Here is a 26593-nt window from a genome sequence, read left to right on the forward strand (position 1 = left end):
TCGTTGTGGGGCAGTGGATGCGCGTTGCTCAATATCCCAAATAGCGGGGCAACCCTGTGGCCAAGCCGGGCCAGACAATCACCATCAGCATCACCGCCAATAGCGACAGCAGGAACCAGCCGACCCACGGCATCGTGCTTTGGATATGCACACCCGCCATGCGGCAAGACACCATCAGGTTCACGGCCAGCGGCGGAGTGAATTGGCCCAGCGCCACATTCAGCGTCAGCAACACACCAAACCAGACCAGATCCCAGTCAAAAATCTGGGCAATCGGCAGCAGCAGGGGCACAAAAATCAGGAAAACCGAAATGCCATCGAGGAACATGCCAAACACCACCAGCAGTAAGACGACCAGTGCCAGCACCGTGTATTCGCTCAGCCCACTGGCGGTGATCGCGCGGGCCAGCGGGTCGATGATGCTCATGGTTGAGAGCGCGTAGGCAAAAATGCTGGCCAGCGCAACGATGATCAAAATGATCGCCGACAACTCGGCCGCTTCGCGGAAGATGGCAAACAGGTCCTTGATCTTGATTGTGCGGTAGACCACCATGCCGACAAACAAGCCGTAGTACACCGCGACCACCGCTGCTTCGGTGGGCGTGAACCAGCCCATGCGCATGCCGCCCAGAATCAAAAACGGCGCGGCAATGCCCCACGAGGCTTCGCGCAAACTGCGCCAGAACGGTGGGCGTGGCATTTTGGCTTCGCCCGCGCCCATGCCATGGCGGCGTGAGAGCCAGATGGCCGGCACAATCAAGGCCAGGCCCACCAGAATGCCCGGCACCACGCCCGCAGCAAACAAGGCTGGCACGGATGCACCTGGCACCAGCACGCTGTAGACAATGAAGGCAATCGATGGGGGAATCAGAATATCGGTGGAGGCGGCCGCGCCAATCACCGTGGCATTGAATGGTGCGGGGTAGCCCGCCTTGCGCATGGCCACCACCATCACGCCGCCAACGGCTGCGGCGCAGGCCGGGCCGGAGCCCGAAATGCCGCCCAAAAACATCGCCACCAGAATCGCCACCATCGGCAGCATGCCGGGGCCGCGACCAAAAATGGCCACGGCCAGGTTGACTAGGCGCGCTGCCACACCTGAGCGGTCAAAGATTGAGCCGACCAGCACAAACATGGGAATGGCCATCAGCGGGTACTTGGCAATACCAGCATAAAAGTTTTGCGGAATGGCCATCAGGCCAAACATCGGCGCATCCCAGTTGGCCATCGCAATCGCGGCTGCGCCGCTAAAGCCCAAAGCGACGCCAATTGGCACGCCAACCACCATCAGCACGGTGAACACCGCAAACATCAGCAAGGCGATTTCGGTCATACGGCCTCTTTGCTGTTGTTGGTGGAGTCAGTGGGTGCGCGCCAAGCACGCCAAGCCACGCCAAACGCGCGCAGGGCAATGGCCAGTGACAGAATTGGTAGCCACACGGTGTAAATCCACTTGGGCAGGCCCAGTCCTGGCGAGGTTTCTTCAAAGCGGAACTCATCCCAGGCCAGTTGACCGCCGAGCCAGACCATCAGCACAAACATGGCCACCACGGCCAAGGCAGAGAACACCGCCAGAAAGCGGCGCGGGCCGGGGCCAACGCGGCTGCAGAGGTAGTCAATCTGAATGTGGTTGTTGCGCGCCGCTGCCGCGCTGCCAGCGACCAGCGCCAGCACCATCATCAAAAAAATGGAAATCTCCTCAGTCCATGCAAACGAGGTGTTGGTGAAGTAGCGCGTGAGCACATTGGCCAAAGTGATCAAACTCAGCAGCGCCAGCAAGCCCACGGACAGGCAGTCCTCAATGGCCAGCGGCACTTTGGTTTTCGGCTCTGTGGATATTTGGATGATTTCCAAATCGTCTTGTTGCGCGTTGCTGGGTGATACAGCCTGGTGGTCGGGCTCACGGGGGGTCACGGTCTCTCCATCTTGTTCAAGTGCAGCATGCGTTATGTTGCAGTGCAGTGTTGCGACTGGACATTAGCATGGCTCACCTCTTGGCAGAGATAGGGAAGTTAGGGATGGAAATGCAAATAAATTGGCCAAAAAGTGTGCTTGGCTGGATGCCGGTTCTCACCCGTCAGCACGGGCCGCTAACATGCATGAAGTGACCGCATTTGTTCGACGATGCAAGCGCGCAGGTATTGTTTTGAAAGGTCAGAGATGGGTAAAACAGTCATTGTTCTGGGGGCAGGCATGGTCGGCGTGAGTACGGCAGTGCATTTGCAGATGCGTGGCGATCAGGTGGTCTTGCTGGATCGGCGCAGCCCAGGGCGTGAGACCTCGTATGGCAATGCGGGCCTGATCCAAAGCGAAGCCGTGCAGCCCTATGGATTTCCTCTGGGCTTTGCGCCGTTTTGGAAAGTGGTGCGCAAAGCCGGGGTGGATGTGAACTACCACCTCAATGCATTGCCCGGTTTGGCGGCGGTGCTGGCGCAGTACCGCCACAATTCGGCGCCGCAGCGCTACGCACCGATTGCCTTGGAGTTCAGCCGCTTGGTTGCTCATGCGATTGCCGCACACCAAGAATTGATCACGCTGGCTGGTGGCCAGAATTTGGTCAGTCAGCACGGCTGGATCAAGGCTTTTCGCTCACCCAGTGATGTGGCTGCGCAGGTGTTAAAGGCGCAATTGCTGGAGCGCGAATTCGGCGTACCCCACCAGCCGCTGGATGCTGCAGCGCTGGCGCAACTTGAGCCGCAATTGCGCGGTTTTTCCGGTGGCGTGCATTGGACTGAGCCGTGGGCGGTCAATAACCCAGGCGCGCTGGTGCAGCAATACAGCCGGTATTTCGTCCAGCAAGGCGGCAAGCTGGTGCAAGGCGATGCATTGAGCCTGCGTGCCCAAGGCGCAGGCTGGGAGGTGCAAAGTCAAGAAGGGGCGCTGTCAGCCGAGCAAGTCGTGGTTGCACTAGGGCCTTGGACGCCCGAACTGACACGCCCCTTGGGCTACCGCTTGCCCCTATTCATCAAGCGCGGCTACCACATGCATTACCAAGGGGCTCCTTTGCGTCGTCCCGTACACGATGCCGACAACGGCTTCATGCTGGCCCCGATGCAACGCGGTTTGCGGCTGACGACGGGAGCCGAATTTGCCCGCTTGCGCAGCCCGGCCACGCCTGTGCAACTAGTCAAAGCCGAGGCGATTGCTCGCCACATGGTGGACTTGGGCCCAGCCGTAGATGAGCAACCCTGGCTGGGTGCGCGCCCATGCACTGCCGACATGAAACCCGTCATTGGCGCTGCACCCAAGCACAAGGGCTTGTGGTTCCATTTTGGCCATGCCCACCAAGGCTTTACCTTGGGGCCTGCCACGGCGAAATTGCTGGCGCAACTGATGCATGGTGAGGGCACTTATGTCGATCCTAAGTCGTATAGCCCTGAGCGCTTTATGCGTTGAGTACAACAGTCTTGCCTGCACGTCGCCTGCGTTGCTATGAAATTGTGCAGGCGTTTAAGCAGGCAAGGCAGTGGGCTTGCTTTTGTAGCCATTGCGTATTGATGCATGGTTAAGAACGGTTCATGCAAGCTTGGTACGTCGTGGCGAAGCCTTGCTGCGTCACCTGTACTGCTTGTGGCTTTGCGCTTATTTTGAATCGCAAGCTGCCAGCTTATTGGGTTGTATGAATAACCCCCAGCCCGGTTTTGTTTGGGTTGGATGGAGACACATCGCAGGCTTTTGGAAAACTGAGAGGGACGACTCAGCCGCAGCTTGCCATTGCTCTATCGCGCTTTGACCGATTTGTCCGGATAAAGGCCGAAAAATGCGCTTTAAGCTTGTGTTTGCAGTCCTTGTATCCACAGCGCAACCACATTCTATTATGTGAATTGTAGAAAATTGTTACAAATTAGCCTTGAAAAATCACCATTTTCAGTGATATGCGGCATTGTCAATTTTCTCTACGATGGCTCACCCTAATGGGCTTGGCGATGGGCTTTATGGCAATCATCAAGCCCTATCGATCCGGGTGTGCGCTTGTCTATCGGTCCAAGGTATGGGGGCGCATCACCCTTGGTGTTTCTGTTCGCTTCCTAAGGATGCATCCTGATGAATTTTCATCCCCCCTCGCATGCCATTCGCAGTATGGCATCGGCAGCCGCCTTACTTTCTTGTGTGCTTATGGGTATTAGCACACCCACGTTGGCACAAACGCCGCAAACCAAAAGCTTTTCTAAAGATGGCGTTTGGACGGTACCGCGCTCGGTCACGGAAGTCAAAGTTACCGTCAAAGGTGCGGGGGGCAGCGGTGGTGGTGGCCACAGCACGCATGGCGGTGGCCGTGGCGGGAATGGGACTCAGGTGGTCCATACGCTATCTGTGACGCCGGGGGAGGCCTTTCGCGTACAAATCGGTTCGGGGGGGAAAGCCTCTGCCGCTTATTCTTCAGGTGCTGGCGGTGGCAGTGCTGGGGTATACCGGCAGAGTGAAAGCAACACCGTGCCGCTGATTTTGGCGGGGGGCGGGGCAGGTGGCGGCGCTGCGTCCATCGCAACTACGCCCTCAGGTCAATCCGTTCCCTATCCGGGTATCAACGGCGCTAGCGGTTGCACACGCTTTACTGGTAATTACACTGGCAATGTCAACGGTGGCAAGGGCGCGCCTAACGGCGTTGCTGGCGGCGGCGGGGTAGATGGCGCATCAGGCGGCGGTTTCCATGGTGGTGGTGGTGCGGGCAAGGTTGGTGGCGGTTCGAACTATTCTTATGGCACCAGTAAGTATCCAGAAGAAAACTCCACCTGCTCAGCTGGCGGAGGATCGGGTGGGAGTGGCGGTGGACGCAACAGTGGCGGCAGTGCAGGCAGCGATGGTTCGGTCAGCTTCAGCTGGACTGCAACCGAGGTCTACGGCACCCAAACTATCTCCTGCGGCGCAACAGCCGACTATACCTATGGGGATGCTGATTTTGACATTCCGACAGCCAGCGTTACCACCAGCACTGGTGACCCCGCAGGGGCTTTGAGCTACAGCAACGTCAGCGGTGCTTGTTCGCTGGAAGGCAGCAAGCTGCATATTCTCAGCGCTGGCACGTGTACTTACCAAGTGACCGCTGCGCAAACGGCTGCGCTGGATGCGTCCGATCCCAAAACCTGCTCGGTGACGATTGCAAAGAAGCCAACGACCATTGCACTCAGCCCAGTCAATGTGGACGAGGGGGCGACCATTCAGATACCCACTAACCTGGAACCTTTGGCGGATACAGGCGAAACGACTTCTTATACAGCCACACCTAGCAACATCTGCTCCGTCGCGTCCGCAACCGGTGTGGTAACGGGCCGGGCGGCAGGTGTTTGCACTGTCAAAGCCAGCCGCAGTGGCAGTACCAACCTGCAAAGCAATACCAGCGAGCCGGTCCAAATCACTGTTAAACCACCCGTTTACACGGTCTCGGGCACAGTCACTGGCTTGGTGAATGGGCAAAGCGCTACTGTCAGCAACAATAGTGCTACCGTGGGCACAGGCAACACGTTCAGTTTCAACGCGGAGCGGGGCAGTTCCTACAGTTTGGTCGCCACTGCCCCGCACCATAGTTGTACACCTGTCAATGACCAAGTTGTGGCCAACCAGTCAAGCCTCAGCATCGTCTGCGCGCCCAATCAATACAGCATCAGCGGACATGTCTCTGGTTTGGCTACCGGTACATCAGGCACTGTCCAATTAAGCTCCATGCAAGGGGGGCCCTCCACGGTCATTGGAGCGAATGGCGCATTCAACTTGGCCAACAGCATGACTTATCCCAACCCCTTTACTGCATCGGCTACTGCCACGGGCTACTCTTGTAGTACTGCCACAGGCAACGTCAGCGAAGGTGATGTGACCAACGCGGATATAACCTGTACGGCTAACACGTATACGTTGAGCGGTGCAGTTAGCGGTTTGACTGGCGAGGTGGAACTGCAAATGGGCAGCGCGACGCAAACCGTGCGCGATACCGATGCGCAACAAACCTTTGCATTTGTTGATGGCCTAAGCCATGACCAACGCTATGCACTGACAGTGAAGACCCAACCGACTGGCCAGGTCTGTACCCTCTCTGCCACTGGGAGCGGTACTGCCAGTGCCGATGTAACCGGTGTGGCCATTGTTTGTGAGGCGGCACGTTACACGATCACAGCCAACGTCTCTGGCCTAGCGAGCGGCAACACTTTGACACTGCAAAACAATGGCGCGGATGATTTGAATGTGGTTTTGGATGGCAGCTTCGACTTCACGACACCGGTAGAGCACGGCCAGAACTATGCGGTTACCGTCAAATTGCCACAGCCAAGCGGACAGATTTGCTCTCTCTCGCAAGACGCAGGTACTGCTACGGGCGATGTGAATGTCGCGGTGGCATGTGCCAATCAATACGCTGTCAATGGCGTGGCTGAGCCAAGAATTGCCGGTACGGTGAGCTGCCCCACTGAGCCTATTACCCATGGCAACCAGGCGCAATGCACGGCCACAGCTGAGGCCGGCTGGCGCTTCACAGGTTTTGCAGCGACGAGCCTCTGTACACACACCAGTGGCACAGGCCAGTCAGTTTGTGAGCTCGACGATGTACAGCGTGACACCATTGTCACTGCGCAATTCGCGCCGTATTTTGAGGGCATTACCGTGCCTACTTCGGGGCAAGGAGGCGTTGCCAGTGCCAGCTTCACAGGTGGGGGGGAGACCTGCCGTTTTGATACCGGTGCCACTGCGTTCGAGGCCGCGCCTACTGTGGCCCCTGCTGGCCAGACACTGCCGCAAGGTATGTTCCGTTTCCGGCTGATGGACTGTGATGACAGTAGCACGGTCACGATGACCACCACTTGGCCAGATGCCGTCAACGGCTATACCAAACACGGTTACGCCAGCGCAGCAGACCAGCAAAGTGGAACACTGAGTTACTTTGCCCCTGAAAACATGAGCATTCATGGCAATACTGTGACTTTCACCATCACCGACGGCCAACTTGGAGATGACGACTGGACTGATGACGGCGTGATTACCGATCCTAGTGGCCCGACTATGCCTGTTGGCAGCAATGGCATAACTACGCAGCCTGTGCCAACGTTGGCGGCATGGAGCCTGATGCTGCTGTCAGTATTGATGATGTTGGTCGGTTTGCATCGCAGTAAGCGCTACAAAGCGTAAGCCGCTGTTCCGTGCAGATCGTGTGATGGCAAGACAGCCTTCAGGTTGTCTGCACGGATTTCGGATGGAGTATTTACGACCAAAGTAGTTGTAAGGGGACTCACGCATTGCGGTAGTCAAACTGGCAGGTGCTAGTCTGGTTGCTAGGTCTCGTCCGACTTCAAGTTCGCGGCTTCAGACCTGATGACAATGGGTGTGTTTATTTCCCTCTCAACGCGACCCATGCAATACGTTTTTAAGGGATGCTGACACAAGTCTTGGTTTAGATGGGCGTCACCGGATCTTTGCCCGCAAATACTGCATCCAGGTTCTGCAAGAAGATATCGAACTGGGCTTGAATGGCTTCAGGCGACCAGCCGGCCATGTGGGGCGAGAGCAGCAAGTGGTTTTGCCCAATCAGCGCATGTGGCGGGGCAGGCTCACTTTCATACACATCCAATGCGGCGCCTGCAATGCTGCGTGTTTCTAAGGCAGTGGCCAACGCCGTTGTATCCACAATGCTGCCCCGGCCCACGTTGACCAGATAGCCTTCGGGCCCCAGCTGCGCCAACACCTTAGCGTTGACCATGTGCTTGGTTGCAGCGCCGCCGGGCATGGCGCATACCAACACATCGCACCACCGGGCGAGGGCTTCTGCATTGTCGAAATACGTGTACTCCAACGCAGGGCGCTGGTGGCGGTTGTGGTAGCCAATGTCCATGCGAAACGCACGGGCGCGTTGGGCAATGCGTTCGCCCACTGCACCCAAGCCCAGAATGCCCAAACGCTTGCCCGACACCTGGGGTGGCAAGGCGATTTGCGTGCGCCACACGCCGTCGCGGCAGAGGCGGTCGAGCTCGCTGAAATTGCGCATCACTGCAATCATCATGCCGATGGCGTGGTCGGCCACGCATTCGTCATTGGCGCCACGACCATGGGTCACGATCAAGCCGCGTGCCTTGGCCGCGGCCACATCAATATTCTCGTAACCCGCGCCCATGCTGGAAACCATTCGCAGACGCGGCATGGCATCCATTTCGTCGGCACGCAAGCCCAGCAGGCCGATGGTTAGCACCACTTCAAAGTCTGCTCCTTGGGTTTCAATCGCACGGGCACGGGCCTCGGGCGTGAAGGCAAACGTAGGGCGGTAATGCTGTTGCAGATGTGTTTGGTGGGCGACACTGATGTCGTTCAGCACGAGGATGGAAATACCCATATCAATCTTTCATGGCCGGGAAATGCCGGTGTGCTGCATTCTAGGTTTGTGTGCCGGAGCTTGCAGCTAACTTTTGCCACTATTGGCATCTGGTACTGCGATGTGGCTTTTGCTGCACACGCTCAGAGGGAGCGCAAGCATTCCAACGCCTGCTCAATGCGCTCTACGCCGTGCACGGTCAGGCCTTCAATCGGTTTTTTCGGCGCATTGGCTTGCGGCACGATGGCAACGGTAAAACCCAATTTGGCCGCTTCGCGCAGGCGTTCTTGACCGCGTGAAGCGGGGCGCACCTCGCCTGCTAGGCCCACTTCGCCAAAAGCCAGAAAACCTTTGGGTAGGGCTTGGTTGCGCAGCGAAGACTGGATGGCCAGCAAAATGGCCAAGTCTGCAGCGGGCTCACCAATGCGCACCCCGCCTACGGCGTTGATGAACACGTCTTGGTCGTAAGTGGCTACGCCTGCATGGCGGTGCAGCACGGCCAGTAGCATGGCTAAGCGTTCGCGGTCTAAGCCTACGGATAAACGCCGTGGACTGGGGCCGCCGGTATCGACCAAGGCTTGGATTTCCACTAGCAGTGGGCGGCTGCCTTCGAGGGTGACTAACACGCAACTGCCGGGTACCGGTTCGGTATGCTGGCTCAGGAAAATGGCGCTGGGGTTAGAGACGCCTTTGAGGCCATGCTCGGTCATGGCGAAGACGCCAATTTCATTGACGGCGCCGAAACGGTTTTTAATGGCGCGCACGAGTCGGAAACTGCTGTGGGTGTCGCCTTCGAAATACAGCACGGTATCGACCATGTGCTCCAGCACGCGTGGGCCTGCGATGGTGCCTTCTTTGGTGACGTGGCCTACCAGTACAACCGCAATGCCGGTGTTTTTGGCCAGTCTTGTCAAATGGGCTGCGCACTCGCGCACCTGCGCGACTGAGCCAGGGGCAGAGCTGAGTTGATCCGAGTAGAGCGTTTGAATTGAATCAATGACAGCGACTGCCGGCTGGTGGGTTTCAATCGCTTGGGTGATTTTTTCTAGTCCAATTTCGGTCAGGATTGGAACCTGGCTGTCTGGCAGGCCCAGACGGCGCGCGCGCAGAGCGACTTGTGCGCCGCTTTCTTCGCCGCTGATGTAGAGCGTAGGCAAACCCAAACGCTGCAGACGATCTAGCGCTTGCAGCAATAAGGTTGATTTGCCGATGCCCGGATCACCGCCAATGAGCACCACCGAGCCTTCCACAATGCCGCCACCGAGAACGCGGTCAAGTTCATGGAGTGTGGTGGCTGAGCGCGCGACATCTTGCGCATCAATCTGGGCCAATGGTGTGATGGCTTGTGCTGTAGCGCCTGCATAGTGGGCACTGGCCAATCGATTTTTGCTTTCAGACTTGGCGCTGGGCGCGGCGGTTTCAATCAGGTTGTTCCAGGCTTCGCAAGAGGGGCAGCGGCCAAGCCAGCGTGCAGAGCTAGCGCCACAGTTGGAGCAGACATAGGAGACTTTATCGCGGGCCATGTACAGGATGTGTGGGGGTATAAAAAAGGTTTGTTACCGGTGTGGTTGGTGAGGTTGCAACCGAAACAGCCAAGTGCTGCGAATGGCGAATGAGGCAATGTACAGCAGCACATCTACCCCGGCTTTGGTGGGGACGGCAGGCCATTGCCAACTGTGGACCAGCCACTGCACTGCAGCGGCCGACGCCAGCATCATAGCCACGGCCAGAACCACATAGCCAATCAATTGTGTGCGCAATGCATGGTGGTGCGCCCCTTTGAACACGAAAACCCGGTTGCCGATGAAGTTGAACAGTGCTGACAGCAGTCGGGCGAAGATGACCGAGACCACGACATGCCCGCTCAGGTGCAGAAAAAGGGCGAATAGGCCCAAGTCCAATGCAAAGGACGCGCCAGCCAGACTCAGGTCTTTGAAAAGCGTGGCATGGCGATGCCACGTTTGGCGCAGAGTATCAACAATGGTGGACGCAGGACGGAGCATAAACCGGGAATTGATGAGGCAACAATGTGGGTTGGCAGGTTGTATGGTGTCTGCTGTAGGCAGGAAAGTTCAGTGGACCATGCTGACGCTATGGCCGCTTGGCGGTTAGACAGAGCCCCCAGCGGCAAAGGAGCGGGAATAAGAGCGACTAAAACAACTCTTGATACGTCGAAAGCAAAACCTTGTCGTACTACTCGTACTGCCTGCGGTTTTGCGCCTAGTCTCAACCAACACCTTCGGTTTTCTGGGTTGTGTTAGCCACTCTAAATAGGATGGCCCCCCGATCATACTGGCAGCAGCCGCTGAAAACGGCGCACGGCGTGAGCCGCGTCTTGAGTTTGTGAAAAGACGTTGAGCAGGCTGCTAGAGGCGTTTCCAAGTGGCTTGCTCGTGTGGATGGGATCATGGATACTGCCTATTTCACACTTTCTGTGAGTTCAAAGGCTGTTCTATGATCAAATTCACCGCCCATTCCAGCGCCCCGATTCAATACTTGAATGCAGATGCCAAGCGATTGTTGAACATCATGGGTAAAGATGGAGACAGTGTGCAGGGCATCATCACGCAAGAGCAGTTGCCCGCTGCGTTGCATGCGTTGGAACAAGCGATTTCTCAGGAGCAGGCACAAGGCACGCCAGCGCAGGAGCATGCAAGTACGGAGCATACAAGCGCCAATGAGGCTGATGAGCCAGGCGCGCAAACCACATCGGTTACGTTAAAGCAGCGCGCACAACCCTTGTTGCAGTTGCTGCGTACTGCACAGCAAAACGATGAATATGTGGTTTGGGGCGATTGAGTTGGTTTAACAGCCAGCTTGCTGGTGGCGCGATGGGATGGTCAGCTATCCGATTCGGGTTGACCCAAGCCAACGATGTAAAGCCTGTGTTTGGCGCGTGTTGCCGCAATGTAGAGTTGGCGCTGCTTTTCTTCCAGCTCGGCCTCATTGGTGGGGGGCTCGCCGGAATCGACAATCACCACCACGTCAAATTCCAAGCCTGAACATGCATTCAGACTCATGATTTTGACAGTGTCTTCCTGTGGGTTGAATTCGCCAAAGCCTTTGCGCAGTTGATGGGGAATGCGTTGGTAGCGCAGGGCCCCGTTGCACACATCCATTTGAAAGCGATTGCTGCATAGAACTGCCATATTGCCCCATGCCGTGCCTTCGGATTGGTGTGCCTGTTGTAGCAATTCAGTCGTTTTCCTGCCCTGCGCGCGCAAGTTGGCCATTGGAAAAAGCAGTACAGCAGGCCCTGGGCGTTGACTGCTTAGTGGTTTCAATCGGGGGATGGCGCTGTCTGGAGTGTCTTGGGGCTCAATCAAGGGTCCAGCCATGCGCTGTGCGGCATTGAATATGGGGGCCGTATTGCGGTGATTGATGGTCAGTCGCTGAACTTGGTGTGTATGAATGCCAAGCCGTTTGAACTGAATTCGGCTGGTGCGCTTGCGCTTGAACATGCTTTGGGCATCATCAAAATACAGTTCAAGGTGATTGGTCTCTGGCGTGGGTAAATGGGTCAGCATGGCCAGCCATGGCCCAGAGAAGTCATGGGCTTCATCAACCAAAACTGCTGAATATTGCCCGGTGGGAATGGATCCGTTGGAGAGGCCTTGGATGACGCGATCTACCAAATCTTTCATCTGTGCTGAAGGGGTCAGCGTTTTTGGTGGGAGCTCTAATTGGAAGTGAAGCAGTTGTTCACGGCACCAGCGATGAAAGTGCCTGACCACAATCCAGGACTGCAGGCCTTTGCTGTGCAATTGCTGTTGAAGCCAGACGGCCAGTGGTTCGTTATAGCAAAGCACCAGAATGGGGGTGAGGCTGCGCTTGGCCCGCAAGCCTTCAGCCAGTTCTTGCGCATGGGCGCAAAGCATCAGGGTTTTGCCGGACCCTGCGACACCATGAATGATGAGATGGCCCGCCTCGGATGTGGCAGGCTGCTCGGAGGCGAGGAACTGCGATGGCATTTGGGTCGAAATGGCTTCGAGTTCTTGCCGGAACTGGTGGTCTAAGTCCTTGGAAGAGTCTTTGCGGGAATGCACAAATGGAACACGCCCTGAGATTTTTGCGACAGCTTTACCCCAAATGGTGGTAGCTGCCCAAGGATTCTCAGTATCAGGTTCCGAAGCCATAACGATGAGGTGTCAGGTCCTAAGAGTAAATTGCGCAATAACGCGACTCGAAATGCAAGTGACGTGGCTGCATCTCAGTGGTCTTGTTCGTAAAGTAATCAAGCCAAGTATGCAATGCAGCAAGTGATCATACTATGGTGAATGGCTTTGTAAACGCTGTGAGCAGTTGTTAGATATTTTTGACGTTTGAGTTTTTTTGCTGATTTCGCCAATTTAAGAACGTGTTTCCGATCTAAGCAGCACTGTTGCGCCCTGCTGTGTACTCTATGCCACGCAAAACAGTGCTTGAGATGGTTGCAGGCCCTCAATCCACTTCAGTGGAACTTGGGCGGTGGCAGATTTCAGTGATGGTGTCCATGCTCGCCATGGGCATGACCGTGTTGGATTTCTTCTGGTGTCGCGGGGCGAAGACCCAGCACGCGCACCACAAAGCGCACATGTTGGCCCGCCAACGGGTGGTTGCCATCCAGCTGCACTTCAGTGCCTTTGATCTTGAGGACGCGGAAAACACGTTCCTGCCCTTGTGCATCGGTCGATTGCAGTTGGCCACCCACTTTGGTGCCTGCTGGAAGCTCGGACTTGTTGATGGTGCGCACCAAGCTTTCATCACGTTCACCAAAGCCATCTTGTGCCGGCAGGTCAACGGTTGTGCTGTAACCGATGGGTTGACCTTCAAGGGCCGCTTCAATTTTGGGTAGTAGATTGTCGTAGCCGCCATGCAGGTAGGCGACCTCTTCAGCCTTGCTTTGCAGCGGTGTGCCCTTGGCATCGTCTAAGCGGTAGCGGATGGTGACAACGGAATTGGCTTGAACTGTTTGATTGGAAGACATAAAAACTCACAAGTGTCAGGGTAAAAAAGGCAAACCGGCGCGGATGATATCCATCACAGCGCCGGGATGTGTGGGGGGTGTAGTGCTGCTTAGCTTTGGGCTGCTTCACCTAAATGGCCGCCCAGCAGGCCAGCCAATTCGAACATGCCCACACGGTCTTGCCCCAGAACGGCGCGCAGTTTATCGTCAGGCACGATGGTGCGCTTGTCTTTGGGATCTTGCAGATTGTGGGCTTTGATGTAGTCCCACAATTTCTTCATGGCTTCTGTGCGGGCTACCGGCTCTTGGCCAATGACGGCTGCCAGTGCGGCACTGGGTTGCTTGCCTGCTGCAGGCTTGCGTGTGGTCGTTTTCTTGGCGGTGGTTTTTTTTGCGGCTGTCTTTTTGGTCGCAGCTTTGCTGGCGGCTGCCCCTGTTTTGGCTGCAAAACGGCTGGGCTTGCCGCCTTCACGCGGCTCAAACGCAAAGCCCACTTTGCCCGCTGCCGCATCCCAGGTCAAACGGGCTTTGAACGTGCGGCGTGTGCGATTGGATACAAATTTGTCCAGCACATCGGTTTGGCCATCGGCCAGTAACTTGCGGATTTGTTCGGGCTCAATAGGCTGCTGCAAAATGATTTTGCCCACCTTGAACTGGCTGCTGGGTTTGGGGTTCTGCAGCGTAGGCACCGCCAGTTCGCTGACGTAACTATTGCCCCATTCGTAGACTTGGCCTTCGTCGGCTGGTGATTTGCCCAGTGGCGTTTGTCCGCTGAAGTCGGCCAGATCGCCTTCTTCTACGGCTTTGTCATCGCCAAAGTCGAATTCCAGCTTCAAGTTATTGCGTTCGGTATCAGGCACGATAGCCAGTTCCGCAGTGAATGGCCAACCCGCTTTGGAGCGAAATCCCTCCAGCGGGCCAATTTTTCCTTCGCGCACCAGTTGCTCGGCCTCGGCCACTTCAAAGGTGCGCCCAGCTGGTGATTTGGTGAACGAGAAACCGCAGCCTTCGCTGTGGCCGTCTTGGCCAGTACAGGCAAAGCGGCGGTAGTTTTCCTTAACGATTCCGCCGCAGTGCGGGCAGGGCGCAGAGAGGGTCGCGTAATCACCGGGGATGGTGTCGCGATCGTATTCCTTGGCTTTTTTGACGATGCGCTCGGTCATTGCGGCAATGTCGGCCATGAAGGTGGCTCGGCTGAGCTCGCCTTTTTCAATCTGGCTGAGCTTGTATTCCCAGTCGCCGGTTAACGCTGCTTGCGAGAGTTCTGGCACTTCCAGGCCGCGCAACAAGGTCATCAGCTGGAAGGCTTTGGCCGTGGCAATCAGCTCACGGCCTTCGCGCAGCATGTACTTCTCGGTCAGCAAGCCTTCGATGATGGCGGCGCGGGTCGCTGGTGTGCCCAAACCCTTTTCCTGCATCGCTGCGCGCAATTCTTCGTCTTCAATGTGCTTGCCTGCGCTCTCCATTGCCGACAGCAAGGTCGCTTCGCTGTAGCGCGCTGGGGGCTTGGTTTTGAGGGCGTTGACCTCGGCCTGCTCAGTCAAAACCGGCTCGTTAGGTTGCACCGGCACCAGGGATTTGCCCTCGTCCTTGCTCTTGCCATCGCTCAATTCGCCTTCGGCTTCCTTGCCGTAAATGGCCAGCCAGCCTGGTTTGACCAGCACCTTGCCTTCGGATTTGAAGTGCTGAACGGCTGTTGGCAGCGCAGGTGTGGCGACCTTGCTGATGCGGGTCGTGACCATGTACTCGGCGCTGGGGTAGAACACGGCCATGAAGCGGCGTGTGACCAGGTCGTAGATTTTTTGCTCGGCCTCAGAGAGACCAGACGGTGGTTGGGTGGTCGGGATGATCGCAAAGTGGTCGCTGACCTTGCTGTCATCAAAAATGCGGCGGCTGGGTTTGATCAAGCCGTTTTTCAGCGCATGTGCAGCATGTGGCGCCAGGTGCGAGAGGCGGCTTTGCGACAGGGCGGCAAAGGTTTCCTGCGCCACGCTCACGTAGTCTTGTGGCAGGTAGCGCGAGTCGGTACGCGGGTAGGTCAGCGCCTTGTGGCGCTCGTACAAGGCCTGCGCTAGCGACAAGGTGGTTTTGGCCGAGAAGCCAAACTTGCTGTTGGCCTCGCGCTGCAAGCTGGTCAAGTCAAAGAGCAGCGGGCTGGCCTGCGTGGTGGGCTTGCTTTGCTCTTCGACAGTCGCCGGTTGTTGGCGCACGGCTTTGGCAATAGCTTCGGCTTGCGCGGCATCCCACAAGCGGTCGGCCCTAGCGTGCTCGTCCTCGCTTTTCTTAAACGCTGGGTCAAACCATTTGCCCAGGTAGTGGCCAGCCTGCACGGCAAAGTCGCCGTGGATTTCCCAGTAATCGCGGCTGATGAATTTGCGGATTTGTTCTTCGCGCTCGACCACCAAGGATAAGGTTGGCGTTTGCACGCGGCCCACGGTGGTGAGGAAAAAGCCGCCGTCGCGCGAGTTGAACGCCGTCATCGCCCGCGTGCCGTTGATGCCCACCAGCCAGTCGGCTTCGGAGCGGCTGCGCGCGGCGTCGGCTAAGCCCTGCATTTGCTGGTTGCTGCGCAGGTTGTTAAAGCCGTCGCGAATCGCTTGCGGCGTCATCGACTGCAGCCACAGGCGTTTGACCGGTTTGCCCAGCGGTTGGCGTTGGCCACCTTTGGTGGGGCCGGCGTATTGCTCGATCAGGCGAAAAATCAGCTCCCCTTCGCGGCCCGCGTCGCAGGCGTTGATCAGTTCGGTCACGTCGGCGCGCTTGGCCAATTTGGTGACGGCGTTCAGGCGCGATTTGGTTTTCTCTACTGGCTTGAGGTCAAAGTGCGGAGGAATGACCGGCAAATTGGCAAAACTCCATTTGCCGCGTTTGACGTCAAACTCCTCTGGAGCTTGAATCTCTACCAAGTGCCCCACAGCACTGGTCACTATATAAGAGTCGTTTTCAAAATGCTCATCGTGCTTGGCGAAAGCACCGGAAACAGGGGTGAGGGCACGCACAATATCTTGTGCAACAGACGGCTTTTCAGCGATGACCAAGGCTTTGGACATGAGAATCGTTAGGGCAGAGGGGCCAGGTAGTTTGGAATGAGGCACTGCCGTGCAAAAGCCAGAGGCGTTGCATCAGCAGGCGGTGTGGCATCCTACAATGGTTGCTGCATGATGCATGCGAGCGACCGTCTAGGTTCTTTTTTATAAATTAACAGAGTTTTCAATTGTCATGGCAAAAACTGCACAAAGCACCCTGAAGAAGGCGCAGCCTTCCTTGGTCAAAACGCCGCGTGGTGCCCGCACGCAAGTGCGTCGCTCAGGCGTGCATGGCAAAGGGGTGTACGCCTTGCAGGCCTTTGAGCCAGGCGATTTTGTGATCGAGTACAAAGGCGAACATATCAGTTGGGAAGAGATGGAGCGCCGCCATGAAGAAAAAGAGGGTGACCCGTTTCACACTTTCTTTTTTCAGACGGAAAGCGGAGAGGTGATTGATGGCGGTGGAAAGGGGCGGAACTCGGCCCGCTGGATCAACCATTCTTGCGAGCCCAACTGCGAGACCCAAGAAGACGATGACGGTCATGTGTTTATTACGGCGATTGTGCCTATCGCTGTGGGCGAAGAATTTTTCTACGACTATGCGTTGGAAATTGACGAGCCGCTGACCGCAGAATTAAAGCAAGACTATGCGTGCCGCTGCGGCAGCGCCCATTGCCGTGGCACCATGCTCAAAACGCGGCGCCAAGCTCCGCGTAAAAAAGCCGTGAGTAAAACGGTGAAACCACCAGTAAAGGCGGTTGAGAAAGAGGTGCAGAAAGCGCAAAAAGCCGCTAAAACAAAGCAGTCGCGGCCTTCAAAAAGCAAGCCAACGCAAAAAACCGAGAAGGCAACGCCTTCAGTAGCCCGCAAGCGCTTACGCCAGCCCAAGGCGTTATAACGGGAGCGTGCACATGCATCACATCAACGTGCCTCCCTCTCAAAGACCCTTGGGTATAGCCGTGCTTGAACAAGCAGCGCAATCAGAATGGTCGGGTATCCGTGTGGAGTGGGTGCCCAGTATCGATTCCACCAATACCGAATTAATGCGCCGCGCTTCGCAGGGCGATATGCAGGCTTGCGTGCTGATGGCGCAGGAGCAAACCGCCGGACGTGGCCGCATGGGCAAGCCTTGGCACATGCATGCAGAGCAGGCTTTGGCACTGAGCATTGGGGTGCCCTTGAACCCGCGTGACTGGTCGGGGTTGTCTTTGGTGGTGGGCTTGGCGGTCGTGTCTGCCTTGACGCAATGGGCACGCCAAACGGGGGCTGCTGCGCCATCCCCTGCAGAGCGCTTGGGCTTGAAGTGGCCCAATGATGTGTGGCTCATGGCGCCAGATGGGCAAGGTCGCAAGATGGCTGGCATTTTGATTGAAACGGCAGGCAGAACGCTACCTGCTGCAAGCACTGGGGCAGGTTCGTTCAGTTCAGCGGCAACTTCATCCAGCCGCTATGCGGTGATTGGCATGGGGGTCAACTTACGCCCCCAGGCACTTGAAGGTACATCGGTGCCGCCAGCCAACGTTCAGGAGTGGGCTGGGGCACCTGTCGAAGAACAGACCCTCTTGGCGTTGTTGGTGCCCTCTGTGCTCAGTGCAGTGCGGCAATTTGAGCACGAGGGCTTTGCAGCCTACCAGCAGGCTTTCGCTGCCTGGGATTTGCTGGCAGGCAGGCCAGTGGCTTTAAGCGATGGTCGTGTAGGCGATGGTTTGGGGGTGGATGTGCAAGGCGAGTTGTTGGTGGCAATCGATGGACAGGTCGTATCGGTGACCAGTGGGGAAGTCAGTGTTCGTCCAGCCGTGGGCGGTTACAGGGGAGTGTAGGCAATGTTGCGCATGGTGGTTGTGGTGTTGTTACTGGCCAATGGCCTGTATTTTGCGTGGGCGCAAGGGCATTTAGCGTCATTGGGGCAGATGGTGGGGTGGGGTGCATCTCCGACTTTGGAAGGGGCATCTGCCCCCATCTCAGATTCCAGCGCAGAGACCCATACGCCCTTGAACCCTGACGCTATTGAGTGGCAGCTGCCTACGCAAGCGGTCAATCAACCAACTGTGCAATCGGCAGCCCAATCGACGGCGCCCGCCATTGCAGAGCCTGCTCCGCCGAATGTTGCTGTATCCCTAACTGCTGCGCCACAGGCGGATGCGGGCTCCGTAACGGCTGAAGCGGCTGCGCCAGAGCAGTCTGCCGATGTGGTGGTGCGGCCAGAGGAGCAAGTGTCTGTAGCCCAAGAGCAAAAGCCTCAGGAGAGCCCGCAACCGCAGCCCGAACCCGAGCGATCGTCTCCAGTCGCGGTTGCTGAAGCGCCAAAGCAATGCATGGCGATTGGCCCCTTTTCGCCTGAACAAATGGAGCCCATTCGTGCAAGCTTGCAAGGCATTGCACGCAACCAGTGGCGTATCGAAGATAGCCCCGTCAGTGGGCGGTGGATGGTGTTCTGGGGCGGCGCGAGTGATGAATTAGTGCTCAGTGCTCGCAAAGGGGAGTTGCAGAGCAAAGGGGTTTCGCATGAGCGCTTGCGCTCAAGCCCTGTTGGCATTGGTTTTTCTTTGGGGCGCTTTTCTTCCGAGGCTGCGGCACAACAGCACAAACGGGACATCGAGCGCAAAGGTATTCGTGGTACCAGTGTCGAAGTCGAGCGTGCACCTAGCACGGTCTATACCATTGAATTTCCTGATTACGCGACCATCAAAGAGGTCGTACGCCGCGACTTGAGTCGTTATTTTGGTGCACGCAATTTGCAGGCCTGTTGAGCTCAATGGTTTCGAAATGCTATTTAAGTGCTATTAAATTGTTTTAATAGCACTTATTTTTTTACTTGCTTACTTGCTTGCTTGCGAACGGTTGGTTATTCAAGTAGAGGTCTCTTTATAGGCTGCAAACCGATCTGCACCGCCCGCTGTTTCAACTGCAGGTGTGAGCTTGCGGCGCTTTTCTGTAGACACAGCTTTGGCAATGGCGCCTATGTGGTCAGGCGTGGTGCCACAGCAGCCCCCGACAATGTTGACCAAGCCCTCAGCGGCGAATTCATGCACCAAACGGCTGGTGACCTCAGGGGTTTCATCAAAGCCTGTGTCGCTCATCGGGTTGGGCAAGCCTGCATTGGGATAGCAACTGATATAGGTATCCTTGGCGACGTTGGCCAATTCCTGGATGTAGGGGCGCATCAATGCAGCGCCCAAGGCGCAATTGAGACCGATGGCCAGTGGCTGCACATGGCGCACGCTGTACCAGAAGGCCGACACCGTCTGTCCAGACAGAATGCGGCCAGACGCATCGGTTACCGTGCCACTGATGATGATGGGCAAGCGCTCGCCTGTTTGTTCAAACGCCTGTTCTACCGCAAACAATGCAGCCTTGGCATTGAGCGTGTCGAAGATGGTTTCGACCAGAATCACGTCGCACCCACCCTCAATCAGTGCCAGGGTTTGTTCCAGATAGGCTTGGCGCAGGGTTTCAAAGTCGACATTGCGCGCGCCCGGGTCGTTCACGTCTGGGCTGATACTGGCAGTTTTTGGGGTAGGGCCGAGGGCGCCTGCTGCAAATCGGGGCTTGTCTGGTGTGCTGAATTTGTCGCATGCGGCACGGGCCAACTGCGCTGAGCGCAGGTTCATCTCGCGCGCTAAATCGGCCATGCCGTAGTCTTCTTGCGCCACGGTGGTGGCGCCAAATGTGTTGGTTTCGATCAAATCTGCACCAGCAGCCAGGTAGCCTTCATGGATGCTACTGATGACATCCGGGCGGGTGAGCGAGAGTAGCTCGTTATTGCCTTTGACGTCACGGGGGAAATCGGTAAAACGGCTTCCTGCTGCGTGGGGGCCGTTGTAGCCTTCGCCGCGGTACTGGGCTTCGCCCAGCTTGAAGCGCTGGATCATGGTTCCCATGGCTCCATCCAAGATGGCAATGCGCTGTTGCAAGATTGAGGGCAGCGCTTGGCCGCGGGTGTAGGCGAGTGATGGCATAGGCCAGTATTGTAGGCGCGCATGCTTGTCTTCGCAGGGGTGGGGAGGCGGCCATTTGCACTGCTATTGAAGGCACAAGACGGCGTAGGGTGCAGGATCAATGGGGGATAGCATGGGCATGGGGAGTGGCAAAAATCACGCTTGTTTTTAAGGCTGTTGAACAAGCGTATACTCGCGCCCCTTTTGAGGCCGGAGCGCGCACGCCGAAATGTCAAAAATTCTTACAGAATTTGGTTGGACGGGGCTTTTTTCGTCGTCATATTAGCTTGTAAACCTTGCCATCATTGAGTTTGTCATTGAAGGCTGGCGCCAGTACTAAGCTGAAAGCGCGAAGCCTTTGCGCAAAGCCTTACCATGCCTGGAAATTAATAATTATTTGAAATCACTATATTTAGTGTTTTTGTTATTTTCAGACACTACCGGTAGTGTTTTGTGTGCGTGGCGTGGTACCATTGATCCCGTTGCGCACAGACTGTTTTTGGTGCGCTTTTTCGCGGCCCTCCGTGGTTGCGAAGCCTTGTTTACATTGCATTCAAAGGAGCCTTTTCTCATGCAGGTCACGGTTTACAGCACCCCTTCATGCGTTCAATGCACGGCCACGTATCGTGCGCTGGATAGACAGGGTATCGCTTATGAAGTGGTTGACTTGAGCCAAGATACGGCTGCAATGGAGAAGGTCAAGGCATTGGGTTATTCCCAAGCTCCCGTCGTTATGGCTGGTAACGAGCATTGGAGCGGTTTTCGCCCAGACAAAATCGGCAGCTTGACGGCCGCTGTCTGATGGCTTTTCTCCGTAATTGGGGAAATAACGAAAGAAGCTGAATTTTTTTGTGGTTTGCAGAGTGTTTGCTGCACATAAAAGGCGAAAACCATGTTGGTGTACTTTTCCAGTGTGTCTGAGAATACCCATCGGTTCGTACAGAAGTTAGATGTACCAGCCAAGCGCATCCCTTTGAAGCCCGATGAGGCTGCCCAGTGGCTGGTCGATGCGCCCTATATTTTGGTGGTGCCATCGTATGGCGGTGGCAGCATTCAAGGTGCAGTCCCCAAGCCGGTTATTCAGTTTCTCAACCAAGAGCACAACCGTGGCCTGATTCGTGGCGTCATTGCCGCAGGCAATACCAACTTTGGTACCGCCTACTGTATTGCTGGCACGATCATTGCGCAAAAGTGCCAGGTGCCCTTGATGTACAAGTTTGAATTGCTGGGCACACCAGATGATGTAGCCAAAGTGCGTCAAGGGGTGTTGGCGTTTTTTGCCCCGCACGACTGCGCAGATGCCTGCGCTGCTTCCTGATCTCAGGTACGCAGCCTTCGGTGAATTTTTTTCCGCATTAGAGAAAATGCTCTGATTTTCTTGTTTTTTGAGAATTTTTATTGTTTTTTAAGATTGGACGCGACATGTCTTCTGCCACCGTACACGCCCTTCGTCCGAATGAAGAACCCGTTGCTCAAGTGGTGGGTAAATCGCCTGCCACCAAAGAGGAAATGGAGCTGGACTACCACGCTCTCAATGCCATGCTCAACCTGTTTGGGCCCAACGGTGAAATTCAGCTCGACAAGGACCGTCTGGCAGCGCGCCAATACTTCTTGCAGCACGTGAACCAAAATACCGTGTTTTTCCATAATTTGAAGGAAAAACTCGATTACCTCGTCGAAAAAGGCTATTACGAAGGCGAAGTGCTTGCGCAATACAACTTTGCTTTTATTCAGAAGCTGTGGGATGCCGCTTGGGCGCAGAAATTCCGCTTCCCGACCTTCTTGGGCGCGTTCAAGTACTACACCAGCTACACGCTGAAAACCTTTGATGGCAAGCGCTATCTTGAGCGTTATGAAGACCGCGTGTGCATGGTCGCACTGGCACTGGCGCAAGGCAATGAGCAAACGGCGATGGAGCTGATGCTGGAGATCATCTCTGGTCGCTTCCAGCCCGCCACGCCCACCTTCCTCAACTGCGGTAAGAAACAACGCGGTGAGCTGGTTTCGTGCTTTTTGCTGCGCATTGAAGACAATATGGAGTCGATTGGCCGCTCCATCAATTCAGCACTGCAACTCTCCAAGCGTGGTGGTGGCGTGGCGTTTTGCCTGACCAATGTGCGTGAAGCTGGTGCGCCGATCAAGCACATCGAGAACCAATCCTCCGGCGTGATTCCGATCATGAAGCTGCTGGAAGATGCGTTCTCTTACGCCAACCAGCTCGGCGCACGCCAAGGCGCAGGTGCGGTGTATATGAGCGCGCACCACCCCGATATTCTGAAATTCCTCGACACCAAGCGTGAGAACGCGGACGAGAAAATCCGCATCAAAACCTTGTCGCTGGGCGTGGTGATTCCAGATATCACGTTTGAACTCGCCAAAAACAACGAGGACATGTACTTGTTCTCGCCTTATGACGTGCAGCGCGTGTACGGCGTGCCCATGTCCGATATTTCGGTCAGCGAGAAATACCGCGAGATGGTGGACAACCCCAACATCCGCAAAAAGAAAATCAACGCCCGCGAGTTCTTCCAAACTCTGGCGGAAATCCAGTTTGAATCCGGTTACCCGTACATCATGTTTGAAGATACGGTCAACCGCGCCAACCCGATCAAAGGCCGCATCAATATGAGCAACCTCTGCTCTGAGATTTTGCAGGTCAATGAACCATCTGTGTACGACGACGATTTGGGTTACGAAACCATCGGCAAGGATATTTCTTGCAACCTCGGTTCGCTCAATATCGCCAAAACCATGGATTCGCCCGACTTTGCCAAGTCCGTCGAAGTGGCGATTCGCGCGCTGTCGTCCGTGTCTGACCAAAGCCATATCAGCTCGGTGCCTTCTATCGAGAAAGGCAATGACGATTCCCACGCCATCGGTTTGGGGCAAATGAACCTGCACGGCTATCTGGCGCGTGAGAAGATTTACTACGGCAGTGAAGAAGGAATCGACTTCACCGACCTGTACTTCTACACAATCACTTACCACGCCATCAAAGCGTCGAACAAAATCGCCATCGAAACCGGCAAGACCTTCAAAGGCTTTGCCGATTCCAAATACGCCAGCGGCGAATACTTTGACAAGTACATCTTCCAGAAGTACGAGCCCAAAACACAGAAAGTGCGCGAGCTGTTCTTGAAGTCCGGCATCGCCATTCCCACGCAAGACGATTGGAAAGCCCTCAAAGCCTCGGTACAAGAACACGGCATCTACAACCAGAACCTGCAGGCCATTCCGCCGACTGGCTCGATCTCGTACATCAACAACTCCACGTCGAGCATTCACCCGATTGTGGCGAAGATCGAAATTCGTAAAGAAGGCAAAGTCGGCCGCGTGTACTACCCTGCGCCATATCTGGCGGCAGACAACTTGGATTACTACCAAGATGCCTATGAAATCGGCCCAGAGAAAATCATCGATACCTACGCCGCCGCCACCAAACACGTGGACCAAGGCCTGTCGCTGACACTGTTCTTCCGCGACACCGCCACCACCCGCGATGTGAACAAAGCACAAATCTACGCTTGGCGCAAAGGCATCAAAACCATTTACTACATCCGCCTGCGCCAAATGGCGTTGGAAGGCACTGAGGTTGAGGGCTGCGTTTCTTGCACGTTGTGATGAGTGTGCAAGATGGCTATTGGTAGATACGTTCAAATAGCCTGCTTGAGCTTATTTGTCTCAGGCTGCGCATCGTATTTCAAAGCCATGCAAGGTCCCAAAGATCATTTGGGGCTTGGCCAGTGGAAACATGTCAGCACAACCACTCTGGGGACATACAGAAAATTTGAGATAGGTGCTATTGACTTTGATCGAGGTGCTGCGGCTTTCACAATTGAAGGCTTTCCACTCGGGAAGTATTGGCTTGCCTTTGATGGGCAGTCGCAAGAGTGCAATGAACTGCTACGGAAAGTGCGGATTGATTACTCAGTGACGGTTGTTGGAAGGATTCCTTCTGTGAGTCGTGCGAACGGATATATCTATTGGCCAGCATCACAGTATGCGATGCCTCCTCGCGAAAATGTTTTTGTTGTCAATGACGGTTCTGTGAAGGCTGAGCCTAGGCCGCTGTACAAGTCTTTAAATCAAGACATGTTTGAACTAGAACCGGATTTGAAATACAGACTGCAGGTAACGACAAAAATCGATCAGGACGTGTTAAAAAATACGGTCGTTGATTGCCGACTGAAGGCTAAATTTTTTTATTACATTGATCCTTGATTTTTTTTGCCCATGCCCCAAGTCACCCTCGAATACACCGCGAATCTCCCGATTCAACCTGCCAAACTGCTCACCGCAGTCAATGCGGCGTTGTTTGCGACTGGTCAGTTCAAACTGCCCCAAGACATTAAAAGTCGTGCACGCGCTTTAGAGGTCTTTGCCGTCGGTGATGACCTGCCCAACCAAGCGTTTGTGCATTTGCAGATTGCCGTGTTGGATGGTCGCAGCATTGAAGTCCGCAGGCAGATTGCGGATGCGGGCTTGGCTGCATTGCAGCAAGCGATGGATTGGGATGCCTTGCCTTTGCAGGTGCAATTGGGCGCAGAAGTGAAAGAGATGACGCTGGCCACATATGCCCGCGTTAAAAACACACCGCAAGCGGCCGCTTAAAGTCGTTATTGATAAGGATTGGTATGCCTACTGTTCGCAACAATACGGCCGCAGGCCGTTATGAAATCTATTTAGACGACGGTACCGAAGCGGGTTTTGCCGATTACCGCGTGCGCGGCAAGCAGGTGGAGTTGCCGCATACGGTGGTCAAACCCGAATTCAATGGCCAAGGTTTGGCTGCGCAACTGGTGCAAACGGCGTTGGAAGACATTCAGGCCAATGGTCAGTGCGTGGTGCCCTCGTGCTCGTATGTGGAGGCGTATATCCGTCGCAAGCCACAGTGGCAAAGCTTGTTGTGCAGTATTGATTGAGCGTGCGTTTTTTTGTTTGAAGCGAGCCCGTTGTTGACGTGTGTGTTGACAAGGGCTTTTGTCCTTTATTTTTGAATATTAGGTGTCCCCATGTCCATCCCTTCTTTGAATGAACCCTCGTTGTTGCCCAATCTGGTGCAGGCCATCAACTGGAACCGGATTCAGGATGAGAAGGATTTGGAAGTCTGGAACCGCCTAACCTCCAATTTCTGGCTGCCTGAAAAGGTGCCACTCTCCAACGACATTCCGTCTTGGGCGACGTTGACGCCGCAAGAGCAGCAGCTCACTATCCGTGTGTTCACGGGGCTGACTTTGCTGGACACCGTGCAAAATACGGTGGGGGCGTTGAGCCTGATTCCCGATGCCGTCTCACCGCATGAAGAGGCGGTGTACACCAACATCTCCTTTATGGAGGCAGTGCACGCCAAGAGCTACAGCTCCATCTTCTCCACCCTGTGCCAGATGAAGGATGTGGACGACGCCTTCCGCTGGAGCTTGGAGAACGAGTATCTGCAGAAAAAGGCCAAAATCGTCATCGGCCACTACCGTGGTGATGACCCGCTGATGCGCAAAGTTGCCAGCGTGTTTTTGGAGTCGTTCCTGTTCTATTCTGGCTTTTACCTGCCCATGTATTGGAGCAGCCGCGCCAAGCTGACCAATACCGCCGATTTGATTCGCCTGATCATCCGCGATGAAGCGGTGCATGGTTACTACATTGGCTACAAGTTCCAGCAAGGCTACCAACTGGCTACGCAGGCGCGCCGCGACGAGGTGAAGAATTACGCCTATGAGCTGATGCATGATTTGTACGATAACGAAATCAAGTACACCGAAGACCTGTATGACGGCGTGGGGTGGACTGAGGACGTGAAGAAGTTCCTGCACTACAACGCCAACAAAGCGTTGATGAACCTTGGTTTTGAAGCGCTATTCCCTAGCAGCATGACGGATGTGAATCCTGCCATCATGGCTTCGCTCAACCCTGGCTCTGATGAGAACCACGACTTTTTCTCGGGGTCAGGCTCCAGCTATGTGATGGGTAAAGCAGAAGCCACTGCGGATGAAGACTGGGAATTTTAAAGGCTGGCTCTTGGCGGCTAGCTGCCAAGCCTAGGCATTAAGAGCGGGTAACACAACCCTTGTACGTCGAAAGCAAAACCTTGTCGTACTACTCGTACTGCCTGCGGTTTTGCGCCTAGTCTCAACCGCAAACCTTTGGTTTGCTGGGTTGTGTTAGCCGCTCTAAGCCTGCGACCTCTCTCCAACACCTTGCAAGGTATGTGCTTTGCAAGGTGTTTTGGTTTGCACGAAACAGTAACCTGTACCAGCAATTTGCGCTGCCGTTGTGCATGCACAAAGCAAGGGCACCCCAAAGCAGTGCCTACTGCACCAAACCGTGGCAATGGGCTTACAGGCAAGAAGGCAGAGAGCGCCGATTCAGGCTAGGTTGGAACGGTTGGTATACCCCACAAGGC

Annotated in this window: 22 protein-coding genes; 13 read left to right on the top strand and 9 right to left on the bottom strand. The window is 55.6% G+C overall.

Annotated elements, in window-relative coordinates; all coding sequences use genetic code 11:
- Window positions 1-28: 28 nt before the first annotated feature.
- Window positions 29-1333 carry a TRAP transporter large permease gene (locus E9531_RS03245; RefSeq protein ID WP_136572319.1) on the bottom strand — a complete coding sequence of 435 codons (1305 nt, stop codon included), beginning with the start codon at window positions 1331-1333 and terminating at the stop codon, window positions 29-31.
- Window positions 1330-1914: a TRAP transporter small permease gene (locus E9531_RS03250; RefSeq protein ID WP_244609960.1), complete on the bottom strand. Its 585-nt coding sequence runs from the start codon at window positions 1912-1914 to the stop codon at window positions 1330-1332. Before E9531_RS03250 ends, E9531_RS03245 begins: the two co-directional genes overlap by 4 nt.
- 246 nt (window positions 1915-2160) lie before the next feature.
- Here E9531_RS03250 and E9531_RS03255 point away from each other — a divergent pair, with 246 nt between their 5' ends.
- Window positions 2161-3396: an NAD(P)/FAD-dependent oxidoreductase gene (locus E9531_RS03255; protein ID WP_136572320.1), complete on the top strand. Its 1236-nt coding sequence runs from the start codon at window positions 2161-2163 to the stop codon at window positions 3394-3396.
- 648 nt (window positions 3397-4044) lie between these two features.
- The gene (locus E9531_RS17435; protein WP_158291709.1) at window positions 4045-7113 is read left to right on the top strand and encodes a choice-of-anchor U domain-containing protein; all 3069 of its coding nucleotides are present in this window, start codon (window positions 4045-4047) and stop codon (window positions 7111-7113) included.
- A 262-nt stretch (window positions 7114-7375) separates the two neighbouring features.
- Here the strand turns inward: E9531_RS17435 and E9531_RS03265 are convergent, their stop codons facing one another.
- The 3 genes from E9531_RS03265 to E9531_RS03275 form a co-directional block, all read right to left on the bottom strand.
- On the bottom strand, window positions 7376-8308 hold the full coding sequence (locus tag E9531_RS03265; RefSeq protein WP_211343357.1) for a 2-hydroxyacid dehydrogenase: 933 nt from the start codon (window positions 8306-8308) through the stop codon (window positions 7376-7378).
- A gap of 122 nt (window positions 8309-8430) precedes the next feature.
- Window positions 8431-9810 (bottom strand): DNA repair protein RadA, encoded by a 1380-nt coding sequence (gene radA, locus E9531_RS03270; protein WP_136572322.1) that lies wholly within the window; start codon window positions 9808-9810, stop codon window positions 8431-8433.
- A gap of 33 nt (window positions 9811-9843) precedes the next feature.
- Window positions 9844-10290: a GtrA family protein gene (locus E9531_RS03275; RefSeq protein ID WP_136572323.1), complete on the bottom strand. Its 447-nt coding sequence runs from the start codon at window positions 10288-10290 to the stop codon at window positions 9844-9846.
- 451 nt (window positions 10291-10741) lie between these two features.
- Here E9531_RS03275 and E9531_RS03280 point away from each other — a divergent pair, with 451 nt between their 5' ends.
- Window positions 10742-11086, top strand: a complete 345-nt coding sequence (locus E9531_RS03280) for a DUF1840 domain-containing protein (protein ID WP_136572324.1) — start codon at window positions 10742-10744, stop codon at window positions 11084-11086.
- Window positions 11087-11127: 41 nt separating this feature from the next.
- On the opposite strand, the gene E9531_RS03285 is transcribed toward E9531_RS03280, so the two are convergent.
- From E9531_RS03285 to E9531_RS03295, 3 genes are all read right to left on the bottom strand, one after another.
- The gene (locus E9531_RS03285) at window positions 11128-12423 is read right to left on the bottom strand and encodes a 3'-5' exonuclease (RefSeq protein WP_136572325.1); all 1296 of its coding nucleotides are present in this window, start codon (window positions 12421-12423) and stop codon (window positions 11128-11130) included.
- 341 nt (window positions 12424-12764) lie between these two features.
- Window positions 12765-13253, bottom strand: coding sequence for an FKBP-type peptidyl-prolyl cis-trans isomerase (locus E9531_RS03290; RefSeq protein WP_136572326.1), 489 nt, complete (start codon window positions 13251-13253; stop codon window positions 12765-12767).
- Window positions 13254-13342: 89 nt separating this feature from the next.
- Window positions 13343-16282 (bottom strand): DNA topoisomerase III, encoded by a 2940-nt coding sequence (locus E9531_RS03295; protein ID WP_136572327.1) that lies wholly within the window; start codon window positions 16280-16282, stop codon window positions 13343-13345.
- Window positions 16283-16451: 169 nt separating this feature from the next.
- On the opposite strand from E9531_RS03295, the gene E9531_RS03300 reads away from it, so the two are divergent.
- From E9531_RS03300 to E9531_RS03310, 3 genes are read left to right on the top strand one after another with little or no spacing between them, the layout of a single operon-like run.
- Window positions 16452-17156: an SET domain-containing protein gene (locus E9531_RS03300; protein ID WP_136572328.1), complete on the top strand. Its 705-nt coding sequence runs from the start codon at window positions 16452-16454 to the stop codon at window positions 17154-17156.
- Between the two features lie 13 nt (window positions 17157-17169).
- Window positions 17170-18078, top strand: a complete 909-nt coding sequence (locus E9531_RS03305; RefSeq protein ID WP_136572329.1) for a biotin--[acetyl-CoA-carboxylase] ligase — start codon at window positions 17170-17172, stop codon at window positions 18076-18078.
- A gap of 3 nt (window positions 18079-18081) precedes the next feature.
- Window positions 18082-19008, top strand: coding sequence for a hypothetical protein (locus tag E9531_RS03310; RefSeq protein ID WP_136572330.1), 927 nt, complete (start codon window positions 18082-18084; stop codon window positions 19006-19008).
- Between the two features lie 99 nt (window positions 19009-19107).
- On the opposite strand, the gene E9531_RS03315 is transcribed toward E9531_RS03310, so the two are convergent.
- Window positions 19108-20217: a homocysteine S-methyltransferase family protein gene (locus E9531_RS03315; protein WP_136572331.1), complete on the bottom strand. Its 1110-nt coding sequence runs from the start codon at window positions 20215-20217 to the stop codon at window positions 19108-19110.
- A 550-nt stretch (window positions 20218-20767) separates the two neighbouring features.
- Between E9531_RS03315 and nrdH the strand changes: the two genes are divergently transcribed.
- The 7 genes from nrdH to nrdF all read left to right on the top strand — a co-directional run bounded on the left by nrdH (window position 20768) and on the right by nrdF (window position 26198).
- A complete protein-coding gene (gene nrdH, locus E9531_RS03320; protein WP_136572332.1) occupies window positions 20768-20998 on the top strand; it encodes a glutaredoxin-like protein NrdH in 231 nt (76 codons plus the stop codon).
- A gap of 90 nt (window positions 20999-21088) precedes the next feature.
- The gene (gene nrdI, locus E9531_RS03325) at window positions 21089-21514 is read left to right on the top strand and encodes a class Ib ribonucleoside-diphosphate reductase assembly flavoprotein NrdI (RefSeq protein WP_136572333.1); all 426 of its coding nucleotides are present in this window, start codon (window positions 21089-21091) and stop codon (window positions 21512-21514) included.
- A gap of 104 nt (window positions 21515-21618) precedes the next feature.
- Window positions 21619-23817, top strand: coding sequence for a class 1b ribonucleoside-diphosphate reductase subunit alpha (gene nrdE / locus E9531_RS03330; protein ID WP_136572334.1), 2199 nt, complete (start codon window positions 21619-21621; stop codon window positions 23815-23817).
- A 12-nt stretch (window positions 23818-23829) separates the two neighbouring features.
- On the top strand, window positions 23830-24417 hold the full coding sequence (locus tag E9531_RS03335; RefSeq protein WP_136572335.1) for a hypothetical protein: 588 nt from the start codon (window positions 23830-23832) through the stop codon (window positions 24415-24417).
- Between the two features lie 12 nt (window positions 24418-24429).
- Entirely contained in the window at window positions 24430-24807 is a 378-nt protein-coding gene (locus tag E9531_RS03340; protein ID WP_136572336.1) for a 5-carboxymethyl-2-hydroxymuconate Delta-isomerase, read from the top strand.
- Window positions 24808-24830: 23 nt separating this feature from the next.
- A complete protein-coding gene (locus tag E9531_RS03345) occupies window positions 24831-25118 on the top strand; it encodes a GNAT family N-acetyltransferase (protein ID WP_136572337.1) in 288 nt (95 codons plus the stop codon).
- 90 nt (window positions 25119-25208) lie between these two features.
- Complete coding sequence (gene nrdF, locus E9531_RS03350) at window positions 25209-26198, top strand: class 1b ribonucleoside-diphosphate reductase subunit beta (RefSeq protein ID WP_211343358.1); 990 nt, start codon at window positions 25209-25211, stop codon at window positions 26196-26198.
- Window positions 26199-26593 lie beyond the last annotated feature (395 nt).

It is taken from the genome of Lampropedia puyangensis (genome assembly GCF_004833285.1).
GTDB classification, from domain to species: domain Bacteria; phylum Pseudomonadota; class Gammaproteobacteria; order Burkholderiales; family Burkholderiaceae_C; genus Lampropedia; species Lampropedia puyangensis.